The sequence below is a fragment of the Streptomyces sp. NPDC003720 genome (assembly GCF_042875075.1).
GTDB lineage: Bacteria > Actinomycetota > Actinomycetes > Streptomycetales > Streptomycetaceae > Streptomyces.
In genome coordinates, this window is record NZ_JBIANZ010000010.1 from 222,979 (window position 1) to 242,932 (window position 19,954).

Genomic DNA, 19,954 nt, shown 5'->3' on the forward strand with positions numbered 1-19,954 from the left:
CGCCCCTTGGGGGGCGCTGTTCCCTGCCGGCGCGGTGGATGGAACCGTGCGTCGAGGTTCTCCTGAAGGTGAAGAAGAAGATGCCCCCCGTCAGCCCCGAGCTGATCTCGCCCCGGTCCGCTCGTGTCGCCGCCGCCCGGCGGCTCGGCAAGCGGAACTTCCGGGGGAAGGACCGGCTGTTCCTCGCGGAGGGGCCGCAGGCCGTGCGGGAGGCCGCCGGGCACCGGGTGGACGGGACGCCCACGCTCGTCGAGCTGTTCGCCACCGTCGAGGCCGCGGAGCGGTACGCCGACATCGTCGGGGCGGCGCGCGAGGCCGGCGCCCGGGTGCACCTCGCCTCCGAGGACGTCATCGCCGACATCTCCACCACCGTCACCCCGCAGGGCCTGGTCGGCGTCTGCCGCTTCCTGGACACCCCCTTCGAGGACGTCCTGGCCGCCCGGCCCCGGCTGGTCGCCGTGCTCGCCCACGTGCGCGACCCGGGCAACGCCGGCACCGTGCTGCGCTGCGCCGACGCCGCCGGCGCCGAGGCCGTTGTCCTCACCGACGCCTCCGTCGACCTGTACAACCCCAAGGCCGTCCGCGCCTCCGTCGGCTCCCTGTTCCACCTGCCCGTCGCCGTCGGCGTGCCCGTCGAGCGGGCCGTCGGGGGACTGAAGGACGCCGGGGTGCGCATCCTCGCCGCCGACGGAGCGGGCGACCGCGACCTGGACGAGGAACTGGACAAGGGCACCATGGGCGGCCCCACTGCCTGGGTGTTCGGCAACGAGGCCTGGGGGCTCCCGGAGGAGACCCGCGCGCTGGCCGACGCCGTCGTCCGCGTCCCCATCCACGGGAAGGCCGAGAGCCTGAACCTCGCCACCGCCGCCGCCGTATGTCTCTACGCGTCGGCGCGCGCCCAGCGCGCCTCCGCGGGGTGCCGCTCCGTCACCCAGAGCTAGTAGGGTGGCCAGTTCGGGGCCCTGCGCCGGCTGAGAGGTGGGGTACGCGGATGAGGGTGGTCGGCAGCGGCACCGCGCCGGACGGGCGCGACGTGCGCCGCGGCTCCGCGCCCCGGCACGCCGGCCGCGCCGGAACCGGCCCCGGCATCGACCCCGACGAGCTGCCCGACGGCCTGGTGACCGCGGACGAGAACGGCCGCGTGACCTGTTTCAACGCCGCCGCCGAGCGCATCACCGCGCTGCGCGCCGAGGACGCGCTCGGCCGCCGTCTGGAGAAGGCGTTGCCCCTGGAGGACCTGGAGGGGCGGCGCTGGTGGCAGCTCACCGACCCCTACGGGGGCCTCGCCATCCGGGTCCGGCAGCCCGAGCGCAACCTGCTGCTGCCCGGCGGACGGGAGGTGCTGGTCTCCGCGCGGTACGTGCGCGACGAACCCCTCGGACCGGTGCGCGCAGTGGTCGTCTCCCTGCGGGACACCGAGGCCCGGCACCGCACCGAGCGCAGCCACGCCGAGCTGATAGCGACGGTCGCCCATGAGCTGCGCTCCCCGCTCACCTCCGTGAAGGGCTTCACCGCCACGCTCCTCGCCAAGTGGGAACGCTTCACCGACGACCAGAAGCGGCTGATGCTGGAGACCGTCGACGCCGACGCCGACCGCGTCACCCGCCTCATCGCCGAGCTGCTGGACATCTCCCGGATCGACAGCGGGCGGCTCGAGGTGCGCCGGCAGCCCGTCGACATCGGCGCCGCCGTCGGGCGGCACATCCAGGCCTACGTCGCCGCCGGCCAGCGGGCCGACCGCTTCCTGCTCCGCGTCGAGCAGCCGCTGCCCGCCCTGTGGGCCGACCCCGACAAGGTCGACCAGGTGCTGAGCAACCTGCTGGAAAATGCGGTGCGGCACGGCGAGGGAACCGTCACCATTGACATCACGTCCGCGCCGTCCCCGCGCGAGGGCGAGGAAACGGCCACGTCGGTCACCGTGAGCGACGAGGGGCCCGGCATCCCGGAGGAGTCCATGAACCGCGTCTTCACCCGCTTCTGGCGGGGCAGCAAGCGCGGCGGCACGGGCCTCGGGCTGTACATCGTCAAGGGCATCGTCGAGGCCCACGGGGGCACCATCACGGTCGGCCGCGCCCCCGGCGGCGGCGCCGAGTTCCGATTTACGCTGCCCGTGTGCACGCCGGCGTATCTCGCCTAGCGGCCCACGGGCCATTCGTCCAGCCCCACCCCGTTAGAATCGGCCTTTGGCACCTTTGTGTCCTGCACACGGCCCGCAGAGAGCCACAGCCGGCTCGAAGCCGGTGACGGGGACCGTCCGCCAGCCAATCGGAAGCACGGGAAGAGATGTCGGCACCGAATAAGTCGTACGACCCTGTCGAGGTCGAGGCGTTGAAACCGGAAGAGATCGAGCGCATGCGGGACGAGGCGCTCGCCGCCTTCGCCGCCGCGGACTCCCTCGACGCGCTCCACGAGGCCAAGGTCGCCCACACCGGCCCCGCCTCCCCGCTGGCCCTCGCCAACCGCGAGATCGGCGCCCTGCCCCCGCACGCCAAGGCCGACGCCGGCAAGCGCGTCGGCATGGCCCGCGGCGCCGTGAACAAGGCGCTCGCCGCCCGCCAGGCCGAGCTCGAGGCCGAGCGGGACGCCCGCGTGCTCGTCGAGGAGGACGTCGACGTCACGCTGCCCTACGACCGCGTCCCGGCGGGCGCCCGGCACCCGCTGACCACGCTCTCGGAGCGCATCGAGGACGTCTTCGTCGCCATGGGCTACGAGGTCGCCGAGGGCCCCGAGGTCGAGGCCGAGTGGTTCAACTTCGACGCCCTCAACATCGGCCCGGACCACCCGGCCCGCGGCGAGGCGGACACGTTCTTCGTGACCGGCCCGGACGGCACCGCCGACTCCGGTGTCGTGCTGCGCACCCACACCTCGCCCGTGCAGATCCGCTCGCTGCTCAGCCGTGAGCTGCCGGTCTACGTGATCTGCCCCGGCCGCGTGTACCGCACCGACGAGCTGGACGCCACCCACACCCCGGTTTTCCACCAGGTCGAGCTGCTCGCCGTCGACGAGGGCCTGACCATGGCCGACCTCAAGGGCACCCTGGACCACATGGTCCAGTCGCTGTTCGGCGAGGGCATGAAGACCCGGCTGCGTCCGAACTTCTTCCCGTTCACCGAGCCGTCCGCCGAGATGGACATGGTGTGCTACGTCTGCCGCGGCGAGTCCGTGGGCAACCCCGACCGGCCCTGCCGCACCTGTTCCAGCGAGGGCTGGATCGAGCTCGGCGGCTGCGGCATGGTCAACCCCAAGGTGCTGGCCGCCTGCGGCGTCGACCCGGAGAAGTACAGCGGGTTCGCCTTCGGGTTCGGCATCGAGCGGATGCTGATGTTCCGCCACAACGTCGAAGACATGCGAGACATGGTCGAGGGTGACGTCCGGTTCACCCGGCCGTTCGGGATGGAGATCTGATGCGGGTCCCGCTTTCTTGGCTGCGGGAGTACGTCGACCTGCCGGCGACCGAAACCGGCCGTGACGTCCAGGCCAAGCTCATTTCGGCCGGCCTCGAGGTGGAGACCGTCGAGCAGCTCGGCGCCGACCTCAAGGGGCCGCTCGTCGTCGGCCAGGTGCTGACCATCGAGGAGCTGGAGGGCTTCAAGAAGCCGATCCGCTTCTGCACCGTCGACGTCGGCACCGCCAACGGCACCGGCGAGCCCCAGGAGATCGTCTGCGGCGCCCGGAACTTCGCCGTCGGCGACAAGGTCGTCGTGGTCCTGCCCGGCGCGACGCTGCCCGGCGGCTTCTCCATCGCCGCCCGCAAGACGTACGGCAAGACGTCCCACGGCATGATCTGCTCCAGCGACGAGCTGGGCATGGGCGACGACGGCACCCACGGCATCATCGTGCTGCCGCCGGAGACCGAGGTCGGCAAGGACGCCATCGAGCTGCTCCAGCTCGTCGACGAGGTGCTGGACATCGCCGTCACCGCCAACCGCGGCGACTGCCTGTCCATCCGCGGCGTCGCCCGCGAGACCGCCATCGCCTACGGCCTGCCGCTCAGCGACCCGGCCCTGCTCGACGTGCCCGCCCCGAACGCCTTCGGCTACCCGGTGCAGGTCGCGGAGCCGGTCGGCTGCGACCGCTTCACCGCCCGCACCGTCACCGGCCTGAGCCCGGAGGCGCGCTCCCCGATCTGGCTGCGGCGCCGGCTGCAGAAGGTCGGCATGCGCCCGATCTCGCTCGCCGTCGACGTCACGAACTACGTGATGATGGAGCTGGGCCAGCCGCTGCACGCCTACGACCGCAGCCTGGTCCAGGGCACGATCGGCGTGCGCCGGGCCGAGGAGGGCGAGAAGCTCGTCACCCTCGACGGCGTCGAGCGCACGCTTCACTCCGAGGACCTGGTCATCACCGACGAGCGCGGCCCGATCGGCCTGGCCGGCGTCATGGGCGGCGCCAACACGGAGATCGCCGACCACGAGGACACCGAGAACGGGGTGAACGCCTCGACCGACGTGGTCATCGAGGCCGCCCACTTCGACGCCGTCTCGATCGCCCGTACGGCCCGCCGCCACAAGCTGTCCTCCGAGGCCTCCCGCCGCTTCGAGCGGGGCGTCGACCCGCAGGCCGCCGCGGCCGCCGCGCAGCGCACCGTGGACCTGCTGGTGCTGCTCGCGGGCGGCACGGCCGAGGCCGGCGTCACCGAGGTCGTCGCGCCCACCGCCCCGCGGACCGTCACGATGCCCGCCGGCCACCCGGACCGGGTCGCGGGCGTGGACTACGGCCGCGAGACCGTGGTGCGCCGGCTGCAGGAGATCGGCTGCGCCGTCGAGGGCCAGGACGAGCTGGTCGTCACGGTCCCGTCCTGGCGGCCCGACCTCACCGAGGCCAACGACCTGGCCGAGGAGGTCATCCGCCTCGAGGGCTACGAGAACCTGCCCTCCACGCTGCCGAAGCCGCCCTCGGGCCGCGGCCTGACCCACCGCCAGCGGCTGCACCGCCGGGTCGGCCGCGCGCTGGCCGGCGCCGGCTACGTCGAGGCGCCGAACTACCCGTTCGTCGGTGAGCAGGTCTTCGACCAGCTCGGCCTGGACTCCGGTGACCCGGCCCGCCGCGTGGTGAAGCTGGCCAACCCGCTCAACGACGAGGAGCCCGCGCTCCGTACGACGCTCCTGCCCGGCCTGCTGGGCGCCCTGCGGCGCAACGACGGCCGCGGCTCGCACGACCTGGCCCTGTTCGAGACGGGGCTGGTGTTCCAGCCGCGCGAGGAGCAGCACGCCGGCGTGCACCTGTCCGTGGACCGCCGCCCGACGGACGAGGAGATCGCGTCGCTCGACGGCGCGCTGCCCGAGCAGCCCCGGCACGTCGCCGTGGTGCTCGCGGGCGCCCGCGAGCAGGCCGGCTGGTGGGGCAAGGGCCGCCCGGCCGACTGGGCCGACGCGATCGAGGCCGGCCGCGCCGTCGCCCGGGAGGCCGGTGCGGACCTGATCGTGCGCAAGGGGCAGTACGGCCCCTGGCACCCGGGCCGCTGCGCCGAGCTGGCCGTCGTCGCCGACGGCACGGAGCGGGTCGTGGGCCACGCGGGCGAACTGCACCCGCGGGTCCTCAAGGCGCTCGGCCTGCCCGAGCGCACCTGCGCCATGGAGCTGGACCTGGACGCCCTGGAGGCGGTCGGCGACGGCGTCCCGCAGGCGCCGAGCATCTCCACGTTCCCGGTGGCCACGCAGGACGTCGCCCTCGTGGTCGACAGGCCGGTCCCCGCCGCCGAGGTGGAGGCCGCGCTGCGCGAGGGCGCGGGCGAACTGCTCGAGTCCATCCGGCTGTTCGACGTGTACGAGAACGAGGACCAGCTCGGCGAGGGCCGCAAGTCCCTGGCCTACGCGCTGCGTTTCCGCGCGGGTGACCGGACGCTGACCGTGGACGAGGCGTCCGCGGCCCGCGACGCGGCGGTCGCCCTCGCGGGCGAGCGGACCGGAGCCGTGCTGCGCGGCTGATCCGCCTCGACTCGGCCCGCCGACCCGGTTCGTCCGCCGGCCGGCGGGCAACGGACCGGCCCCCTCGGGGGGCCGGTCCGTTCGCTTCGCCCACCGCCCCGAACCGCCGGAGGGCGACCCGGCCAAGCCACCGCTTTTTGAGGGGGAGCCGGCGGCTTGGCCGGACGTCCAGTCAACCGGCAGCACCACGCTCCGCGACAGTGCGCGCACAGCCCGGGTGCGCGCACTCGGTTCACACCCCGTGTGAAGTCCGGACCACTACGCTGACGGACACAGGCCATTCGGGGGGCACCCATGCAGCCCAACACTCTGCTCGACGCGATCCTGGACGAGGCGGGGATCTCGCACGCCGGTCTCGCCGCCCATGTGAACCAGGCCGGCCGTGGACGGGGCCTCGCGCTGCGTTACGAACACACCGCCGTGGCACGGTGGTTGAAGGGCCAGCGGCCGCGCGGCCAGGTGCCCGACCTGATCTGCGAGGTGCTCGCCGGCCGGCTGCACCGGCCGGTCACCCTGGACGACATCGGCCTGGGCGTGCCCGGCGAGCCCAGCACCCCGCACACCGGCTCGCTGTCCGGCTTCGTGGAGCGGGCCACCGCGCTGTGGCGCTCGGACGAACAGCAGCGCCCGCACGTGCTCGGCGCGCCCGCCGTCACCGGCACCCCCGCCGTCATGCCGGTGTGGGAGTGGGAGAACCCGCCCGAGGACGTGGACGTCTCGCGGGGCGGCCGCCACCGGGTCACCGCGGCCGACCTCGAACTGCTGCGCGCGGCCCGCACCCACTACGAGCAGATGTACCGGAAGGCGGGCGGCGTCGCGACCCGGGCGCGGATCGTCGGCTTCCTCAACGCCGAGGCGGCCCCGCTGCTGCGCGGCGGCTACACGGACGCCACCGGACGCCAACTGCACCGGGCCACCGGCGGGTTGGTGGCGATCGCCGGCATCTGCGCCTACGACTCCGACGCGCACGGCCTGGCCCAGCGCTACTTCCACCAGGCGCTGCGCCTCGCGAAGGCCAGCGGGGACCGCGGACTCGGCGCCTACGTGATCGCGCTGCTGGTCAACCAGGCGCTGTTCATGCGGGAGTACCGGCAGGCGGTGGCGTTCGCCGAGGCCGCCCTGCGCGCTGCCGGCAAGCACATCACCCCGGCGCTCGCCTCCGACCTGTACGCGATGCAGGCCAAGGCCTACGCCCACCTCGGCGACTCCGGCAGCGCCCTGTCCTGCATCCGCCGGGCCGAGACGGCCGCCGACCGCATCCGGCGCGGGTACGAGCCCGACGAGACCGGTTACGTGCAGCCCGGCCTGGTCAACGTCCAGGTGGCCGAGGCGCTGTTGAGCCTCGGTGAACTGGCCGCCGCCCGGGAGCACGCGGCGGCCGCGGTGGACAACCCCGCGCACGACCGCGGCCGGGTGCACCGGCTCGCCATGCTCAGCACCATCGAGCTGCGCCAGGGCAACGCCGACAAGGCGGTGGCCACGGCGGTGCAGATGGCCGAGCAGGCGCGCGGAATGGAGTCCCAGCGACTGCGCGACAGACTCCGCGCGGTGCGCGAGCACCTGGCTCGCTGCGGCTCGGCCGGGACCGCCGAGGCAGCCGAACTCATCGACGGAGCACTGCGCGTACCGCTGTAGGCGCACTGCAGTTGCACAGCCCCTGCTGCGATATTGCCCCTTACTCGGTGGAAGGTGGCAGAACCGTGCAGTGGACGAAACAGAACGAACAAACTGTGTATGAGAACCGCTGGTTCAGCGTCAACCTCGCAGATGTGGAGCTGCCGGACGGCCGGCATCTCGACCACTTCCTGATCCGGCTGCGGCCGGTCGCCGTCGCCACGGTCGTCAACGAGGCCAACGAGGTCCTGCTGCTGTGGCGGCACCGCTTCATCACCGACAGCTGGGGCTGGGAACTGGCCGCCGGGGTGGTGGAGGACGGCGAGGACATCGCGAGCGCGGCCGCCAGGGAACTGGAGGAGGAGACCGGCTGGCGGCCGGGACCGCTGCACCACCTGATGAGCGTGGAGCCGTCCAACGGCCTCACCGACGCCCGGCACCACATCTACTGGTCCGACCGAGGCGAGTACGTCGGACACCCCGTCGACGACTTCGAGTCGGACCGCCGGGAGTGGGTCCCGCTCAAGGTCGTCCCCGACCTCATCGCCCGGGGGGAGGTCCCGGCCGCCAACATGGCGGCCGCGTTACTCCTGCTGCACCACATGAGGCTCGCCGACGACCGGGCCGGCTAACGGGCCAGCGCCTGCCAGACCGTCACGACGAGCGCCCCGAGGGCGGTGAGGACGGCCAGCGACGGCAGGGGCCAGCGCGCGTGCTCCAGCGAGGTCATGCGCGTGTGCAGGTCGTCCACCTCCTTGGCGGTCTCCTCGGCGCGATGGCTGAGCAGGGCCAGGCCTCCCTCGACGCGGGCGTACGCCACGTCGAGGCGGCGCCGTAACTCTGCGAGTTCACCATGGACCACGGGATGCTCCGGTTCGGCGCTCACGGGTCCACTCCTTTCCGTAGTCGGACGAGGTGGTTCCGCACCTCTTGCATGCGCATGCAGAGTCAACTCGGCTGGTGAGCGCGTGGGGAGCGTGTGCGAAGGGCATATGCGGGCCCGGCGCGCACACGGCGTGTGAAACAGACGGGCCCGGCACCGATGACCGGTGCCGGGCCCACGTGCGTCGCGGAGGGTAATCAGTAGCTGTAGAAGCCCGATCCCGTCTTCCGGCCGAGCCGGCCCGCCTCGACCATGCGCTGGAGCAGCGGGGGAGCGGCGTACAGCGGCTCCTTGTACTCGGCGTACATGGAGTTGGCGATGGAGACGATGGTGTCCAGGCCGATCAGGTCCGACAGCTTCAGCGGGCCCATCGGGTGGGCGCAGCCCATCTCCATGCCGTTGTCGATGTCCTCGCGGCTGGCGATGCCGGACTCGAACATCCGGATCGCGGACAGCAGGTAGGGCACCAGCAGCGCGTTGACCACGAAGCCCGAGCGGTCCTGGGCGCGGATCGCGTGCTTGCCGAGCAGCTTCTCGGCGAAGGCCTGGGCCCGGCTGAGGGTGCCCTCGGAGGTGGTGAGCGCCGGGATCAGCTCCACCAGCTTCTGCACCGGGGCCGGGTTGAAGAAGTGGACGCCGACGACGTGGTCGGGCCGCGAGGTGGACACCGCCAGCTTCACCAGCGGGATGGAGGAGGTGTTGGAGGCGAGGATCGCGTCCGGGCGGGTCACCACCTGGTCGAGCACCTGGAAGATCTCGGTCTTCACCTGCTCGTTCTCCACCACGGCCTCGATCACCAGGTCGCGGTCGGCGAACTCGCCGAGGTCCGTGGTGAAGCTCAGCCGCGCCTGCGTGGCGTCCCGCTCCTCCTCGGAGATCTTGCCGCGCTCGGCGGCCTTGGCCAGAGAGTTGAGCAGCCGGGTACGGCCGATCTCCAGGGCCTCGCCGGTGGTCTCGGCGACCTTCACGTCCAGTCCCGCGCGGGCGCACACCTCGGCGATGCCCGCGCCCATCTGGCCGCAGCCCACGACTCCGACGCGCTCGATGTCGGTCACATCGTCCCCTTCGCTGGTTCTCCGGCTTTGTCCGGGTGTGGCAGGACTCCGGGTCGGCGGCCTGCTCCGATCGTGCACGTTACCGTCAAGTATCGATGATCGATCGCGCGGGTGGGGGCATCCTGGGGCGCGGAACGATCCGTGAAGGCGCGGATCCGTAGCGTGTGGGGGTGCGGGACATGGGGCGGATCTCACGCCGGGCGTTCGCCGCGGCGGCGCTGACGACGCTTGCGGCGGCCCAGACGGCCGGGGCCCAGGGCGCGTCGGCGGCGCCCGGTCGGCCGGGCGCGGACGCCGGGCGCGGCGCGGCGGGCGGACACGGCGCGGCCGCCGAGATGCGGGGCGTGTGGATCGCCACGGTGGCGAACCGCGACTGGCCCTCGAAGCCGGGCCTCACCGCCGCCGAGCAGCGCGCGGAGCTGATCGCCCATCTGGACCGGGCGGTCCGGGACCGGCTCAACACGGTGATCCTCCAGGTCCGCCCGACGGCGGACGCCCTGTGGCCCTCGCCGTACGAGCCGTGGGCCCAGTACCTCACCGGCACCCAGGGCCAGGACCCCGGCTGGGACCCGCTGGGCACCGCCGTGCGCGAGGCCCACGCCCGCGGCCTGGAACTGCACGCCTGGTTCAACCCGTACCGTGTCGCCAACCACACCGACCTCGGCCGGCTGGCCGCGTCGCACCCGGCCCGGCTGCACCCGGACTGGGTGGTGCCGTACGGCGGCAAGCTCTACTACGACCCGGGCCTGCCCGAGGTCCGCGCCTTCGTGCAGCGGGCCATGCTGGACGCGGTGGCCAGGTACCCGGTCGACGCCGTCCACTTCGACGACTACTTCTATCCCTACCCGGTCGCCGGCCAGACTTTCGACGACGACGCCTCCTACGACCGGTACGGCGGCGACTTCGCCGCCCGGGCGGACTGGCGCCGGGACAACATCGACCGGCTGGTGCGGGAGACGGCGGCCGGCATCCGGCGGGTGCGGCCCGGCACCCGGTTCGGGATCAGCCCCTTCGGGGTGTGGCGCAACGCCACGACCGACCCGCTCGGCTCGGACACCCGGGCGGGCGTGCAGACGTACGACGACCTGCACGCGGACACCCGCGCCTGGGTGCGGAACCACTGGATCGACTACATCGTCCCGCAGCTCTACTGGAACATCGGCTTCGCCGCCGCCGACTACGCGACCCTGGTGGACTGGTGGGCGGAGGTGGCCCGCGGCACCGGCACCCGGCTGTACGTCGGGGAGGCGCTCTACAAAGCGGGGGCGGCGGGGCAGCCCTCGCAGTGGCAGGACCCCGTCGAGCTGTCCCGGCACCTCACGCTCGCCGCCCGCTACCCGCAGGTGCGCGGGCACGTCTTCTTCGCGGCCAAGGAGGTGGCGGCGGACCCGATCGGCGCGATGGCACGGGTGGTCGCCGACCACTACCGGCAGCCGGCGAGAACCCCGCGCTGAATCAGATCTGCTGTTCCTTCTCCTTGTGCTTGATCTGGCAGTCCGGGCCGGGGGACATCACGGCCTCGTGTCCGTCCGGGAAGCGGACGCGGTAGGGCGGGCTGCCCTCCGAGCCCATCACCTCGACGACTACCGACACGTGGTCGTGCTGGCCGACAACCCGGCCGTGCTGGACAAGCTGGTCTCCCACGGATGCATGCATCGGCAGGCCCTCCTCACGTCACGACCGCTGGGTGACGGCGATGCACACGAGCACGGCGACGGCGGTCAGGGGAGCGGCCGCCGTGAGGTTCTCGCCCAGCAGCAGCGCCGACCACACCAGTGTGAGCAGCGGCTGGGCCAACTGCAACTGGCTGGCCTTCGGGATGCCGATGGCCGCCATGCCCCGGTACCAGACCACCAGCCCGAGGAACTGCGAGCCCAGCGCCACCCACAGCAGACCCGCCACCCCGTGCGCGGTCAGCCGCACCGGCTCGTACGACAGGGCCAGCGCGGTGGCCGGGACGCTGAGCGGCAGGCACAGCACCAGCGCCCAGCCGATGACCTGCCAGCCGGGCATCACCCGGGCCAGCCTGCCGCCCTCGGTGTACCCGGCCGCGCACACCAGCAGCGCCCCGAACAGATAGCCGTCGGCGAGCGTGAGCGCGCCGCCGCTCTGGCCGACGGTGAAGGCGACCACGGCCGCCGCGCCCGCGAGCGCCGCGGCCCAGAACCGCCGTGCCGGGCGGTGGCCCGTGCGCAGTGCCGAGCAGACGGCGGTGGTCAGCGGCAGCAGGCCGACGACCACGGCGGCGTGCGCGGTGGTGGAGGTCTGCAGGGCCAGCGTGGTCAGCAGCGGGAAGCCGAACACCACCCCGGCGGCGACGACCGCGAGACCCGCCAGGTGCCGGCGCTCGGGCAGCGGTACGCGCAGGACCAGCAGGCAGCCGCCGGCCACGACCGCCGCGAGCACGCTGCGCACGGCCACCAGCGACCACGGCCCGAAGCCCTCAAGGCCCCAGGCGGTGGCCGGGAAGGTGAGGGAGAAGGCGAGGACGCCGAGCGCGGCCTGCGCGGTGCCGAAGGCCCGGCGCTCGGCGGCGGGGGCGGTGACTGCTATCGGGGTGGCGGCAGTAGCGCTACTCTGTGCTCTCATGGATCAGAGTAGCAGTGTGGCTGAACTGGCGGAACGGTTGCGCCGCGAGCTGGACCGCTACTCGTACGGTGGGAAGCTGCCGTCCAGTCGGGCCCTGGTCGAGCGGTTCCGGGTGAGCCCGGTGACCGTCTCCCGGGCCCTCGCGCAGCTCGCCGCCGAGGGCCTGGTGGTGACCCGGCCCGGCGCCGGCGCGTTCCGGGCCGGACCGCCGCGCGCCGCGGCCGCGCCCGCCGGGGACACCTCCTGGCAGGAGGTCGCGCTCAGCGCCGACGGCGCCGAGCTGGTCCCGCGCACCGTGGACGCCTCCGGCGTCACCGTCTCGCTCGCCGCGCCGCCGCCGGGCGTCCTGGAGTTCAACGGCGGCTATCCGCACCCCTCCCTGCAGCCCGAGCGGGCGATGGCCGCCGCCCTGGCCCGGGCCGGGCGGCGCCCGGGCGCCTGGGGCAGGCCGCCGCTCGAGGGGCTGCCGGAGCTGCGGGAGTGGTTCGCGCGCGGCATCGGCGGCGCCGTCACCGCCGCCGAGGTGCTCGTCGCCGCCGGCGGCCAGTCCGCGCTCGCCACCGCCCTGCGGGCGCTCGCCCCGCCCGGCGCCCCGGTGCTCGTCGAGTCCCCGACCTACCCGGGCATGCTCGCCCTGGCCCGCGCCGCCGGACTGCGCCCGGTCCCGGTGCCGGTCGACCCCGACGGGGTCCGCCCGGGCCTGCTCGCCGACGCCTTCCGGGCCACCGGCGCCCGGGTCTTCGTCTGCCAGCCGCTCTTCCAGAACCCCACCGGCGCCGTCCTCGCCCCGGGCCGCCGCGCCGAGGTGCTGGGCATCGCCCGGGCGGCGGGCGCGTTCGTGGTCGAGGACGACTTCGTGCGCCGCCTGGTGCACGCGGACGCCGGACCGCTGCCCCGTCCGCTGGCCGCCGACGACCCCGACGGCGTCGTCGTCCACGTCGGCTCGCTGACCAAGGCGACCTCGCCCAGCTTCCGGGTGAGCGCGCTGGCCGCCCGGGGGTCGGTGCTGGAACGCCTGCGCGCCATCCAGGTGGTGGACAGCTTCTTCGTGCCCCGGCCGCTGCAGGAGGCCGCCCTGGAACTCGTCGGCTCCCCGGCCTGGCCCCGCCATCTGCGGACCCTGTCGGCCGAGCTGAAGGCCCGCCGCGACGCCATGACCGCCGAGCTCGCCCGCCGTCTGCCCGAACTCGCCCTGCCCCACATCCCGTCCGGCGGCTATCACCTCTGGGTCCGCCTCCCCGACGGCACGGCGGCCGCCGGCGGCCCGGGCCCCGGGGCGGAGTCCGCTCTCACCGCCGCCGCCCTGCGCGCGGGCGTGGCCGTCGCCCCCGGCCGCCCCTACTTCAGCGCCGAACCCCCCGGCGGCCACCTCCGCCTGACCTTCGCGGCGGTCGCGGGCACGGGGGAGATCACGGAGGGGGTGCGCCGGCTCCGGGCCGCCTGCGACGAGGTGTTCCGCGGCGGAGGCGCTGACCGGCCCGCCGAGGCCCGCGACGCGCCGTCCGGCCGGTGAAACGGAGTCGACGCCCGCCTCGGCGGACTGTGAGGATGCCGGCATGAGCGACGCACCCGAACTCCCCGAAGGCTTCGAGTTCTCCGCCGACACCGGCCGTGTGGACGTGGACCGCGTGCACGGCTGGCTGTCGTCCGACGCCTACTGGGCGATCGGCCGGCCCCGCGAGAAGCACGAGCGCGCGATGGCGGAGTCGGTCAACTTCGGGGTGTACGACGCGGCCTCGGGGGAGCAGGTGGCGTACGCGCGCGTGGTGACCGACCGGGCGCTGTTCGCCTGGCTCGCCGACGTGTACGTCGACCCCGCCGTGCGTGGCAAGGGGGTGGGCACGGCGTTCGTCGGCCGGATCCGCGAGTACCTGCGGCCCTACGGGCTGCGCCGCGTCCTGCTGGCCACCGAGGACGCGCAGGAGGTCTACGCCAGGCTCGGCTTCCGGACGGTCGACCGCCCTGAGCGGTGGATGGTGCACACCTTCGAGTGAGCGTGATCTTACCGTCGGTAACAGCCGGACGGCGCCTCTTGACCTCCGTACCCCCGAGGCCCACCATCACCGCATGCCACTTCGGGTGACGTTCGTCGCCGCCGCGCGCAGTTCCCCGCTGCTCGCGGAGCGCTTCGAGGACGACCGGCCGCTGGACCAGGCCGGCTGGGACGAGGTGCAGCGCGCCGCCGGGGACCTGCTGCCGCTGTCGGCGGCCGAACTGCGCTACTGCTCACCGACCCCGCGCAGCCGTGCCACCGGCGACGCCCTCGGCTACGCGCCGCTGGTCCAGCTCGCCCTGCGCGACTGCGACATGGGCCGCTGGCGCGGACTGACGCTGGGCGAGGCGATGGCCCGTGAGCCGGAGGCGGTGGACGCCTGGCTCGCCGACCCGCGCTCCACCCCGCACGGCGGCGAGTCGCTGCTCGCCTTCATCTCCCGGGTCGGCGGCTGGCTCGACACGCGGCCCGCCGACGACGGCGGCCGGATCGTCGCGGTCGCGGAGCCCTCCGTGATCCGCGCGGCCCTGGTGTACGCCCTGAAGGCGCCGCCCGCCGCGTACTGGAACATCGACGTCCGGCCGCTGTCGGTGACCACCGTGACGGGCCGCTCCGGCCGCTGGAACCTCCGTCTGGACGGCGTCCTCGCTCAGCCCTCGCGCACGTAGTCCGTGGTGAGCAACAGGTCCTTGGCCGGCCCGCCCACCAGCCACACCGTGCGCCAGCGATCGTCGTCGGTCACGGTGAACTCGCCCCGGTAGAAGTCAGCCGCGCAGGGATGGCCGGCAACGTACCGCCCCGAGGTCAGGTCCAGCTCGTGGAAGGGCCGGCCGTCCGCGAACCGCACGTCCGCCGTGCCCGGCCGCCGCCCCGGCAGGAACCGCAGGGTCCGCGTGGCCGGCCGTGTCACGCCCCGCCAGGTGAACTCCCCGGACTCCTCGTGCAGCAGCCCGCCGCCGTCGAGCGGGCCGAAGACGGTGACCCCGGTGAAGTGCCCCTCGTCCCCGCCCGCCAGGTCCCGCACGCTCCGCTCCACCCGCCAGCGTCCGGCCAGATGGGCCAGCACGTCGGGCACGGGCCGGAACCCGCTCATCGCCGCCCCCTCCTCGTACGCGGCCGGCGCCGCGACCGGATACGGCGTCAGCGCATGCATGCCCCGAGTCTACGAGCCGGCCCCGGGCCGTCCCACCGGCAGCAGCCCGCGTTCGGCGAACACCTTCTTCGCGGCGAACGTGGCGTTCAGCGCCCTCGGCATCCCGCAGTAGACGGCGGAGTGCAGCAGCGCCTCGGTGATCTCCTCCGGAGTGAGGCCCACGTTCAGCGCCGCGCCCACGTGCACGTCGAGCTGGGCCTCGCAGCCGCCGAGCGCCGCGAGCACGCCCAGCGTGACCAGCTGGCGGTCGCGCGGCGCCAGTCCGGGCCGGTCGTAGATCTCCCCGAAGGCCCAGGCGACGACCTGGTGGCCCAGCTCGGGGCTGACGTCCGCGAGCGAGTCGACGACCCGCTGCCCGGCCTCGCCGTCGACCTTCCGCAGGACCTCCAGGCCGCGGGCGAAACGCTCGTCACGGGTGGTGCTCTCGCTCATGTCGTACATCCCTTCCGGGCCGCCGCTCGACGCGGCCGCCGTCCGCCGTTGCCGGAACGCTAGGAGTTGGAGCGCACTCCAGGTCAAGCGGCGCACTCCGGGGCGAGGCCGGACCGCAGTGCGCGCCGCCCGCGCCTTCCACGAGATCGATTCACCTTGAAAACACCTTTCCGAAATCCAGTGTTTCCCTGGCGGCCGATAAATTCACGACGTGTTTGAAGTATTCGGAGTGTGACGCCCCACTTTTCGGTGAGCGCACAACCATCCGGAAATGCGTTCCGTCTAATCCGGCGAAATCGAGGAAATGAATTCGCTGGGGGCCTGCCGATCAATGGACCGCTCGACCCGGCCTTCAGGGCCCCGCGCCACCGCACGTGCCGCGCTGCTGGCCGCGGCCGTCGCCCTCACCGCCTTCTGCGCCGCCGACCTCCTCGCGGGCAGCTACCCGTTCGGCCCCCGCACCCGGAGCGTCAACGACCTGGGCAACCAGTACGTGCCGTTCCACGCCCACCTGTGGGACCTGCTGCACGGCCGCGCCGACGGCGGGCTCCTCGTCGACTGGCGGTCCGGCTACGGCTCCAGCTTCCTGCCCGACCTCGGCACCTATCTGAGCAGCCCGTTCGCCCCGCTGGTCGCCCTCTTCCCGCGGGACGAGATCGACCTCGCGGTGTACGTGGTCACCGCGCTGAAGACCGCGTCGGCCGGCGCCGCCATGGCCTGCCTGCTCCTGGCCCTGCGGCCCGGGCGCTGGTGGGCGGCCGGCCTGCTCGGCGCCTCCTACGCCCTGTGCGGCTGGAGCCTGGCCGACGCCTCGTACAACCCCATGTGGCTGGACGGACTCGTCGCCCTTCCCCTGCTCTGCCTGGCCGGCGAATGGGCCCTGGCCGGCCGGCGCCGGGTGCTCGGCGTCCTCGTCGTGGCCCTCGCCTGGACCGCCAACTTCTACACCGCCTACATGGCCACCCTCGGCGCCGGCCTGGTCCTGCTGCTGCGCCTGCTGCTCGCGCACCCGCCCCGCCGGCAGGCGCTCGCGGCCGCCGGCCGTGCCGCGCTCACGGCCGCCCTCGGCATGGGCCTCGCCGCCCCGCTGGTCACGGTCGTCTACTTCGGCACCGAGCACGCCTACCCGGGCCGGATCCGCGACTTCGCCCCGGTGCCCGGCGAGGACCTGCTGGCCCGGCTGCTGCCGGCCACCTACGGCTTCGGCTCCCCGGCCCTCTACGTCGGCCTGACCGCCCTGCTGCTCGCCCTCGCCCTGCCGTTCCACCGCGCGGTCCCGGCCCGGGTGCGCACCGGCTGGACCCTGCTCGTGGCCGCGGTGGCCCTCTCCCTGCAGTGGGCGCCCACCCATCTCCTCTGGCACGCCTTCGCCACCCCGCAGGGCAGCCCCTACCGGCAGGCCTTCGTGCTGTGCGGGCTGCTGGTCATCGCCGCCTGGCACACCCTGTCGTACGGCCCGCCGCCCCCGCGCGTCCTGGCCGCTGCCGCCGCCCTGCTCGCCCTGATCACGGGTCTGGCGAGCCGCAGCGACCTGGTGCGCCCGCACACCTGGCCGGTTCTGCTGCTCGCCACCGCGGGCGCCCTCGCCGGCCTCGCCCTGCTGCGCCGCGCCGACACCGGACGGCGCGCTCGGGTCCTGGCCGGCCTCGCCGCCGTAATCCTGCTGGGCGCACAAGCCGGCGAGAGCGCCGCCACCTCGGCGGTCGCCACCCGGATGCGCCTCGCCCACCTGGACGACTACGCGCCCTGGGGACAGCGGCAGCAGCGGCAGGAGGCGGCGGTCGCCCGGGCCGACGGCTGGCCCCGGTACCGCACCGACCCCGGCCGCGAGCAGACCGTCGCCAACGACCCGATGCTGGTCGGCGGCCAGGGCGCCCAGTACTACAGCAGCCTGACCTCCGACGTCCTCAGCCGCACCCTCACCGCGCTCGGCGGCGGCTGGACCTCGCGCGGCCGGAGCGTGCAGAGCCTGGACAACCCCGTCACCGACGTCGTCTTCTCCGTCGGCGCCCGGGTGCACTCCCCGCCGGACCCGCACCAGTCGAAGCCGCCGCGCGACGGTGACGGCGGCCCGGCGACCGTGACCCGCCGGGACGTGCCGCCCCTGGTGACCGTGCGCGGCGCCCCCGCACGGACCGGCTTCGGGCCGTCGCCGTACCGCAACCAGGAACTGCTGCTCGGCAGCCGCGTCTACACCGTCCCCCGCACCACCGTGCGCGACGACGCCGGGCGGCCCGTCCGCAGCGGCCGGATCGGTGCCGGGAACGCCCTGGCCCGTCCGACGGTGACGGCCGTCTGCCCGGCCGGCAGCCAGGTGTACCTGTGGGCACCCCGCTTCTCCGGCACGGCACGCCTGGACGGCGCCCGCGCCGACGCGCGCTTCCGGTTCGCCTACCCGCGCAACCGCGCCGCCATGGAGCCGCTCGGACCTGCCCCGGCCTCCGGGCCGCTGCGCGTCAGACTGACCCCGGACCGGCCCGGCCGCGTCCCGCGCGGCGCCGTCGGCTGCCTGGACACCGGGCGCCTGCGCGCCGCGGCCGCCCGGCTGACGGCCACCGGCGCCACCCGGGTCACCGTCTCCGACGGCACGCTGCGCGCCGAACTGCCCGCCGGCAGCGGGGGGATCGCCGTCGTGGCCGCCCCCCGGATCGCCGGCTGGCGGTGCGCCGCCGGCGGCGGCCCGCTCCGTCCGGCCGGGTCCTACCACGGGCTGATCGCCGTCCCCCTGGACGGCACCGCCACCTCACTGACCTGTGTCTTCCGTCCGCCCGGGCTGCGCTTGGGGGCGGCCGTCGGAGCCGCCTCGCTCCTGACGCTCGCCCTGCTCGGCACGCTCCGGGCCGTGCGCCGCCGGCGTGTGCCGGCACCGCACCCGACCACACCACCACGCGAGCGCGTGACCAGCGCACTCCGAACGCGCACCGGGGGAGATCCGTCATGCTGATATCGATCGTCGCGCCCTGCTACAACGAGGAGTTCGTCCTCGAGCGCTTCCACGAGGAGGCCCGGCGGATCGCCGACGAACTGCTGCCGCGCGGGCACGACATGGAGTTCGTCTACGTCGACGACGGCAGCCGCGACCGCACCCTCGCCGTGCTGGAGCGACTCGCCGCGTGCGACTCCCGGGTGCGGTACGTCTCCTTCAGCCGCAACTTCGGCAAGGAGGCGGCCCTGCTCGCCGGTCTGCGGCACGCCTCCGGCGACTCGGTCGTCGTGATGGACGCCGACCTCCAGCACCCGCCCGAGCTGATCGAGCGCATGGTCCGGCTGCGCGAGCAGGGCTACGACCAGGTCATCGCCCGGCGCACCCGCACCGGCGACCGCCTCACCCGCACCCTCACCGCCCGCCTGTACTACCGGCTCGTCAACCGCCTGGTCGACGTCGAACTGGTGGACGGCGTGGGCGACTTCCGCCTGATGTCGCGCCGGGTGGTGGACGCCGTGCTGGCCCTCACCGAGTACAACCGCTTCTCCAAGGGCCTGTTCGCCTGGGTCGGCTTCCCGAGCACCACCTTCGAGTACGAGAACGCCGCGCGCGAGGCGGGCCGCAGTTCCTGGAACCTGCGCAGCCTGCTCAACTACGGCCTCGACGGCCTGCTGTCCTTCAACAACCGGCCGCTGCGCGCCGCCCTCTGGCTCGGCACCGGCCTGCTGCTGTGCGCGGGCCTGTACACCGCCTGGATCGTGGGCGCCGCACTCGTGCACGGCGTCGACGCGCCCGGGTATGTCACCATCATCACCGCGGTCACGGCTCTCGCCGGCGTGCAGATGGTCATGCTGGGAGTCATCGGGGAGTACACCGGCCGCATCTACTACGAGGTGAAGGGGCGTCCGCACTTCCTGGTGAAGGCGACCAACGTGGAACGAACGAAAGACCTCATCCCTTGATGCCGAGACAGACCGCGATACCCAGGCAGATGGTCACCTTCGCCGTGGTCGGCGCCGTCAACACGGCCGTGTACTACGGCCTCTACCTGCTGTTCCTGCACTGGCTTCCCTATCTCGGCGCGCACGTCCTCGCATTCGCGCTCAGCATGGTCGGATCCTTTTTCCTCAACGCGCGTTTCACCTACCGGACGCGGCCCACCTGGCGGAAATTCCTGCTGTTCCCGCTGACGAACGCCACCAATTTCCTCGTCACCACCGCGGGTGTGTACGTGATCGTGGACGTCCTCCACGCCGGGAACCGCTTCGCCCCCCTGCTCGCCTCCGCCGCGTCGATCCCGGTGACGTTCGTCGTGTCCCGCCGCATCATGCTGCCCGGCGGCAGGGACGTCCGGGACCGGCCGCGGATGCCCGCGTGACGTA

19 protein-coding genes are annotated in these 19,954 nt (G+C 73.7%); 13 read left to right on the forward strand and 6 right to left on the reverse strand.

What is annotated here, in order from left to right:
• Positions 1 to 80 precede the first annotated feature (80 nt).
• From ACFYU0_RS27250 to ACFYU0_RS27275, 6 genes are all read left to right on the forward strand, one after another.
• Entirely contained in the window at positions 81 to 941 is an 861-nt protein-coding gene (locus ACFYU0_RS27250; RefSeq protein ID WP_351664040.1) for an RNA methyltransferase, read from the forward strand.
• Positions 942 to 991: 50 nt separating this feature from the next.
• Positions 992 to 2,137 (forward strand): ATP-binding protein, encoded by a 1,146-nt coding sequence (locus tag ACFYU0_RS27255; protein ID WP_351664039.1) that lies wholly within the window; start codon positions 992 to 994, stop codon positions 2,135 to 2,137.
• Positions 2,138 to 2,283: 146 nt separating this feature from the next.
• Positions 2,284 to 3,405 (forward strand): phenylalanine--tRNA ligase subunit alpha, encoded by a 1,122-nt coding sequence (pheS, locus tag ACFYU0_RS27260; protein ID WP_351664038.1) that lies wholly within the window; start codon positions 2,284 to 2,286, stop codon positions 3,403 to 3,405.
• Entirely contained in the window at positions 3,405 to 5,927 is a 2,523-nt protein-coding gene (gene pheT / locus ACFYU0_RS27265; RefSeq protein WP_351664037.1) for a phenylalanine--tRNA ligase subunit beta, read from the forward strand. Before pheS ends, pheT begins: the two co-directional genes overlap by 1 nt.
• A 294-nt stretch (positions 5,928 to 6,221) precedes the next feature.
• Positions 6,222 to 7,562 carry a transcriptional regulator gene (locus tag ACFYU0_RS27270; protein ID WP_351664036.1) on the forward strand — a complete coding sequence of 447 codons (1,341 nt, stop codon included), beginning with the start codon at positions 6,222 to 6,224 and terminating at the stop codon, positions 7,560 to 7,562.
• A 65-nt stretch (positions 7,563 to 7,627) separates the two neighbouring features.
• Positions 7,628 to 8,173, forward strand: coding sequence for an NUDIX hydrolase (locus ACFYU0_RS27275; RefSeq protein ID WP_351664035.1), 546 nt, complete (start codon positions 7,628 to 7,630; stop codon positions 8,171 to 8,173).
• On the opposite strand, the gene ACFYU0_RS27280 is transcribed toward ACFYU0_RS27275, so the two are convergent.
• The gene (locus ACFYU0_RS27280) at positions 8,170 to 8,427 is read right to left on the reverse strand and encodes a hypothetical protein (protein ID WP_351664034.1); all 258 of its coding nucleotides are present in this window, start codon (positions 8,425 to 8,427) and stop codon (positions 8,170 to 8,172) included. The genes ACFYU0_RS27275 and ACFYU0_RS27280 overlap by 4 nt on opposite strands.
• Before the next feature lie 194 nt (positions 8,428 to 8,621).
• Positions 8,622 to 9,479, reverse strand: coding sequence for a 3-hydroxybutyryl-CoA dehydrogenase (locus tag ACFYU0_RS27285; protein ID WP_351664033.1), 858 nt, complete (start codon positions 9,477 to 9,479; stop codon positions 8,622 to 8,624).
• Positions 9,480 to 9,658: 179 nt separating this feature from the next.
• On the opposite strand from ACFYU0_RS27285, the gene ACFYU0_RS27290 reads away from it, so the two are divergent.
• A complete protein-coding gene (locus tag ACFYU0_RS27290) occupies positions 9,659 to 10,933 on the forward strand; it encodes a family 10 glycosylhydrolase (RefSeq protein WP_351664032.1) in 1,275 nt (424 codons plus the stop codon).
• A gap of 1 nt (position 10,934) precedes the next feature.
• On the opposite strand, the gene ACFYU0_RS27295 is transcribed toward ACFYU0_RS27290, so the two are convergent.
• Both ACFYU0_RS27295 and ACFYU0_RS27300 read right to left on the reverse strand, forming a co-directional pair.
• Positions 10,935 to 11,135, reverse strand: coding sequence for a DUF1918 domain-containing protein (locus ACFYU0_RS27295; protein WP_351664031.1), 201 nt, complete (start codon positions 11,133 to 11,135; stop codon positions 10,935 to 10,937).
• 18 nt (positions 11,136 to 11,153) lie between these two features.
• A complete protein-coding gene (locus ACFYU0_RS27300) occupies positions 11,154 to 12,068 on the reverse strand; it encodes a DMT family transporter (RefSeq protein WP_389304732.1) in 915 nt (304 codons plus the stop codon).
• On the opposite strand from ACFYU0_RS27300, the gene ACFYU0_RS27305 reads away from it, so the two are divergent.
• The 3 genes from ACFYU0_RS27305 (at position 12,067) to ACFYU0_RS27315 (ending at position 14,729) form a co-directional block, all read left to right on the forward strand.
• A complete protein-coding gene (locus ACFYU0_RS27305; protein WP_389304733.1) occupies positions 12,067 to 13,581 on the forward strand; it encodes a PLP-dependent aminotransferase family protein in 1,515 nt (504 codons plus the stop codon). The genes ACFYU0_RS27300 and ACFYU0_RS27305 overlap by 2 nt on opposite strands.
• A gap of 43 nt (positions 13,582 to 13,624) precedes the next feature.
• Complete coding sequence (locus tag ACFYU0_RS27310) at positions 13,625 to 14,062, forward strand: GNAT family N-acetyltransferase (RefSeq protein ID WP_389304734.1); 438 nt, start codon at positions 13,625 to 13,627, stop codon at positions 14,060 to 14,062.
• A gap of 73 nt (positions 14,063 to 14,135) precedes the next feature.
• Positions 14,136 to 14,729 carry a histidine phosphatase family protein gene (locus tag ACFYU0_RS27315; RefSeq protein ID WP_389304735.1) on the forward strand — a complete coding sequence of 198 codons (594 nt, stop codon included), beginning with the start codon at positions 14,136 to 14,138 and terminating at the stop codon, positions 14,727 to 14,729.
• On the opposite strand, the gene ACFYU0_RS27320 is transcribed toward ACFYU0_RS27315, so the two are convergent.
• Positions 14,711 to 15,154, reverse strand: coding sequence for a DUF6314 family protein (locus ACFYU0_RS27320; protein ID WP_389304820.1), 444 nt, complete (start codon positions 15,152 to 15,154; stop codon positions 14,711 to 14,713). The two genes, ACFYU0_RS27315 and ACFYU0_RS27320, sit on opposite strands and share 19 nt — an antisense overlap.
• Positions 15,155 to 15,223: 69 nt before the next feature.
• On the reverse strand, positions 15,224 to 15,646 hold the full coding sequence (locus ACFYU0_RS27325) for a carboxymuconolactone decarboxylase family protein (protein ID WP_389304736.1): 423 nt from the start codon (positions 15,644 to 15,646) through the stop codon (positions 15,224 to 15,226).
• 331 nt (positions 15,647 to 15,977) lie between these two features.
• On the opposite strand from ACFYU0_RS27325, the gene ACFYU0_RS27330 reads away from it, so the two are divergent.
• From ACFYU0_RS27330 to ACFYU0_RS27340, 3 genes are read left to right on the forward strand one after another with little or no spacing between them, the layout of a single operon-like run.
• The gene (locus ACFYU0_RS27330) at positions 15,978 to 18,590 is read left to right on the forward strand and encodes a YfhO family protein (protein WP_389304737.1); all 2,613 of its coding nucleotides are present in this window, start codon (positions 15,978 to 15,980) and stop codon (positions 18,588 to 18,590) included.
• Positions 18,584 to 19,534, forward strand: a complete 951-nt coding sequence (locus ACFYU0_RS27335) for a glycosyltransferase family 2 protein (protein WP_389304738.1) — start codon at positions 18,584 to 18,586, stop codon at positions 19,532 to 19,534. Before ACFYU0_RS27330 ends, ACFYU0_RS27335 begins: the two co-directional genes overlap by 7 nt.
• Entirely contained in the window at positions 19,534 to 19,950 is a 417-nt protein-coding gene (locus ACFYU0_RS27340) for a GtrA family protein (protein ID WP_351664022.1), read from the forward strand. Before ACFYU0_RS27335 ends, ACFYU0_RS27340 begins: the two co-directional genes overlap by 1 nt.
• The last annotated feature ends 4 nt before the right edge of the window (positions 19,951 to 19,954 follow it).

Bases quoted from the DNA above. Each gene is read 5' to 3' on its own strand.
- ACFYU0_RS27250 (WP_351664040.1), top strand. From the start codon at position 81: ATGCCCCCCGTCAGCCCCGAGCTGATCTCGCCCCGGTCCGCTCGTGTC.
- ACFYU0_RS27255 (WP_351664039.1), top strand. From the start codon at position 992: ATGAGGGTGGTCGGCAGCGGCACCGCGCCGGACGGGCGCGACGTGCGC.
- pheS (WP_351664038.1), top strand. From the start codon at position 2,284: ATGTCGGCACCGAATAAGTCGTACGACCCTGTCGAGGTCGAGGCGTTG.
- pheT (WP_351664037.1), top strand. From the start codon at position 3,405: ATGCGGGTCCCGCTTTCTTGGCTGCGGGAGTACGTCGACCTGCCGGCG.
- ACFYU0_RS27270 (WP_351664036.1), top strand. From the start codon at position 6,222: ATGCAGCCCAACACTCTGCTCGACGCGATCCTGGACGAGGCGGGGATC.
- ACFYU0_RS27290 (WP_351664032.1), top strand. From the start codon at position 9,659: ATGGGGCGGATCTCACGCCGGGCGTTCGCCGCGGCGGCGCTGACGACG.
- ACFYU0_RS27295 (WP_351664031.1), bottom strand. From the start codon at position 11,135: ATGCATGCATCCGTGGGAGACCAGCTTGTCCAGCACGGCCGGGTTGTC.
- ACFYU0_RS27305 (WP_389304733.1), top strand. From the start codon at position 12,067: ATGGATCAGAGTAGCAGTGTGGCTGAACTGGCGGAACGGTTGCGCCGC.
- ACFYU0_RS27300 (WP_389304732.1), bottom strand. From the start codon at position 12,068: ATGAGAGCACAGAGTAGCGCTACTGCCGCCACCCCGATAGCAGTCACC.
- ACFYU0_RS27310 (WP_389304734.1), top strand. From the start codon at position 13,625: ATGAGCGACGCACCCGAACTCCCCGAAGGCTTCGAGTTCTCCGCCGAC.
- ACFYU0_RS27315 (WP_389304735.1), top strand. From the start codon at position 14,136: ATGCCACTTCGGGTGACGTTCGTCGCCGCCGCGCGCAGTTCCCCGCTG.
- ACFYU0_RS27320 (WP_389304820.1), bottom strand. From the start codon at position 15,154: ATGAGCGGGTTCCGGCCCGTGCCCGACGTGCTGGCCCATCTGGCCGGA.
- ACFYU0_RS27325 (WP_389304736.1), bottom strand. From the start codon at position 15,646: ATGAGCGAGAGCACCACCCGTGACGAGCGTTTCGCCCGCGGCCTGGAG.
- ACFYU0_RS27330 (WP_389304737.1), top strand. From the start codon at position 15,978: ATGGACCGCTCGACCCGGCCTTCAGGGCCCCGCGCCACCGCACGTGCC.
- ACFYU0_RS27335 (WP_389304738.1), top strand. From the start codon at position 18,584: ATGCTGATATCGATCGTCGCGCCCTGCTACAACGAGGAGTTCGTCCTC.
- ACFYU0_RS27340 (WP_351664022.1), top strand. From the start codon at position 19,534: ATGCCGAGACAGACCGCGATACCCAGGCAGATGGTCACCTTCGCCGTG.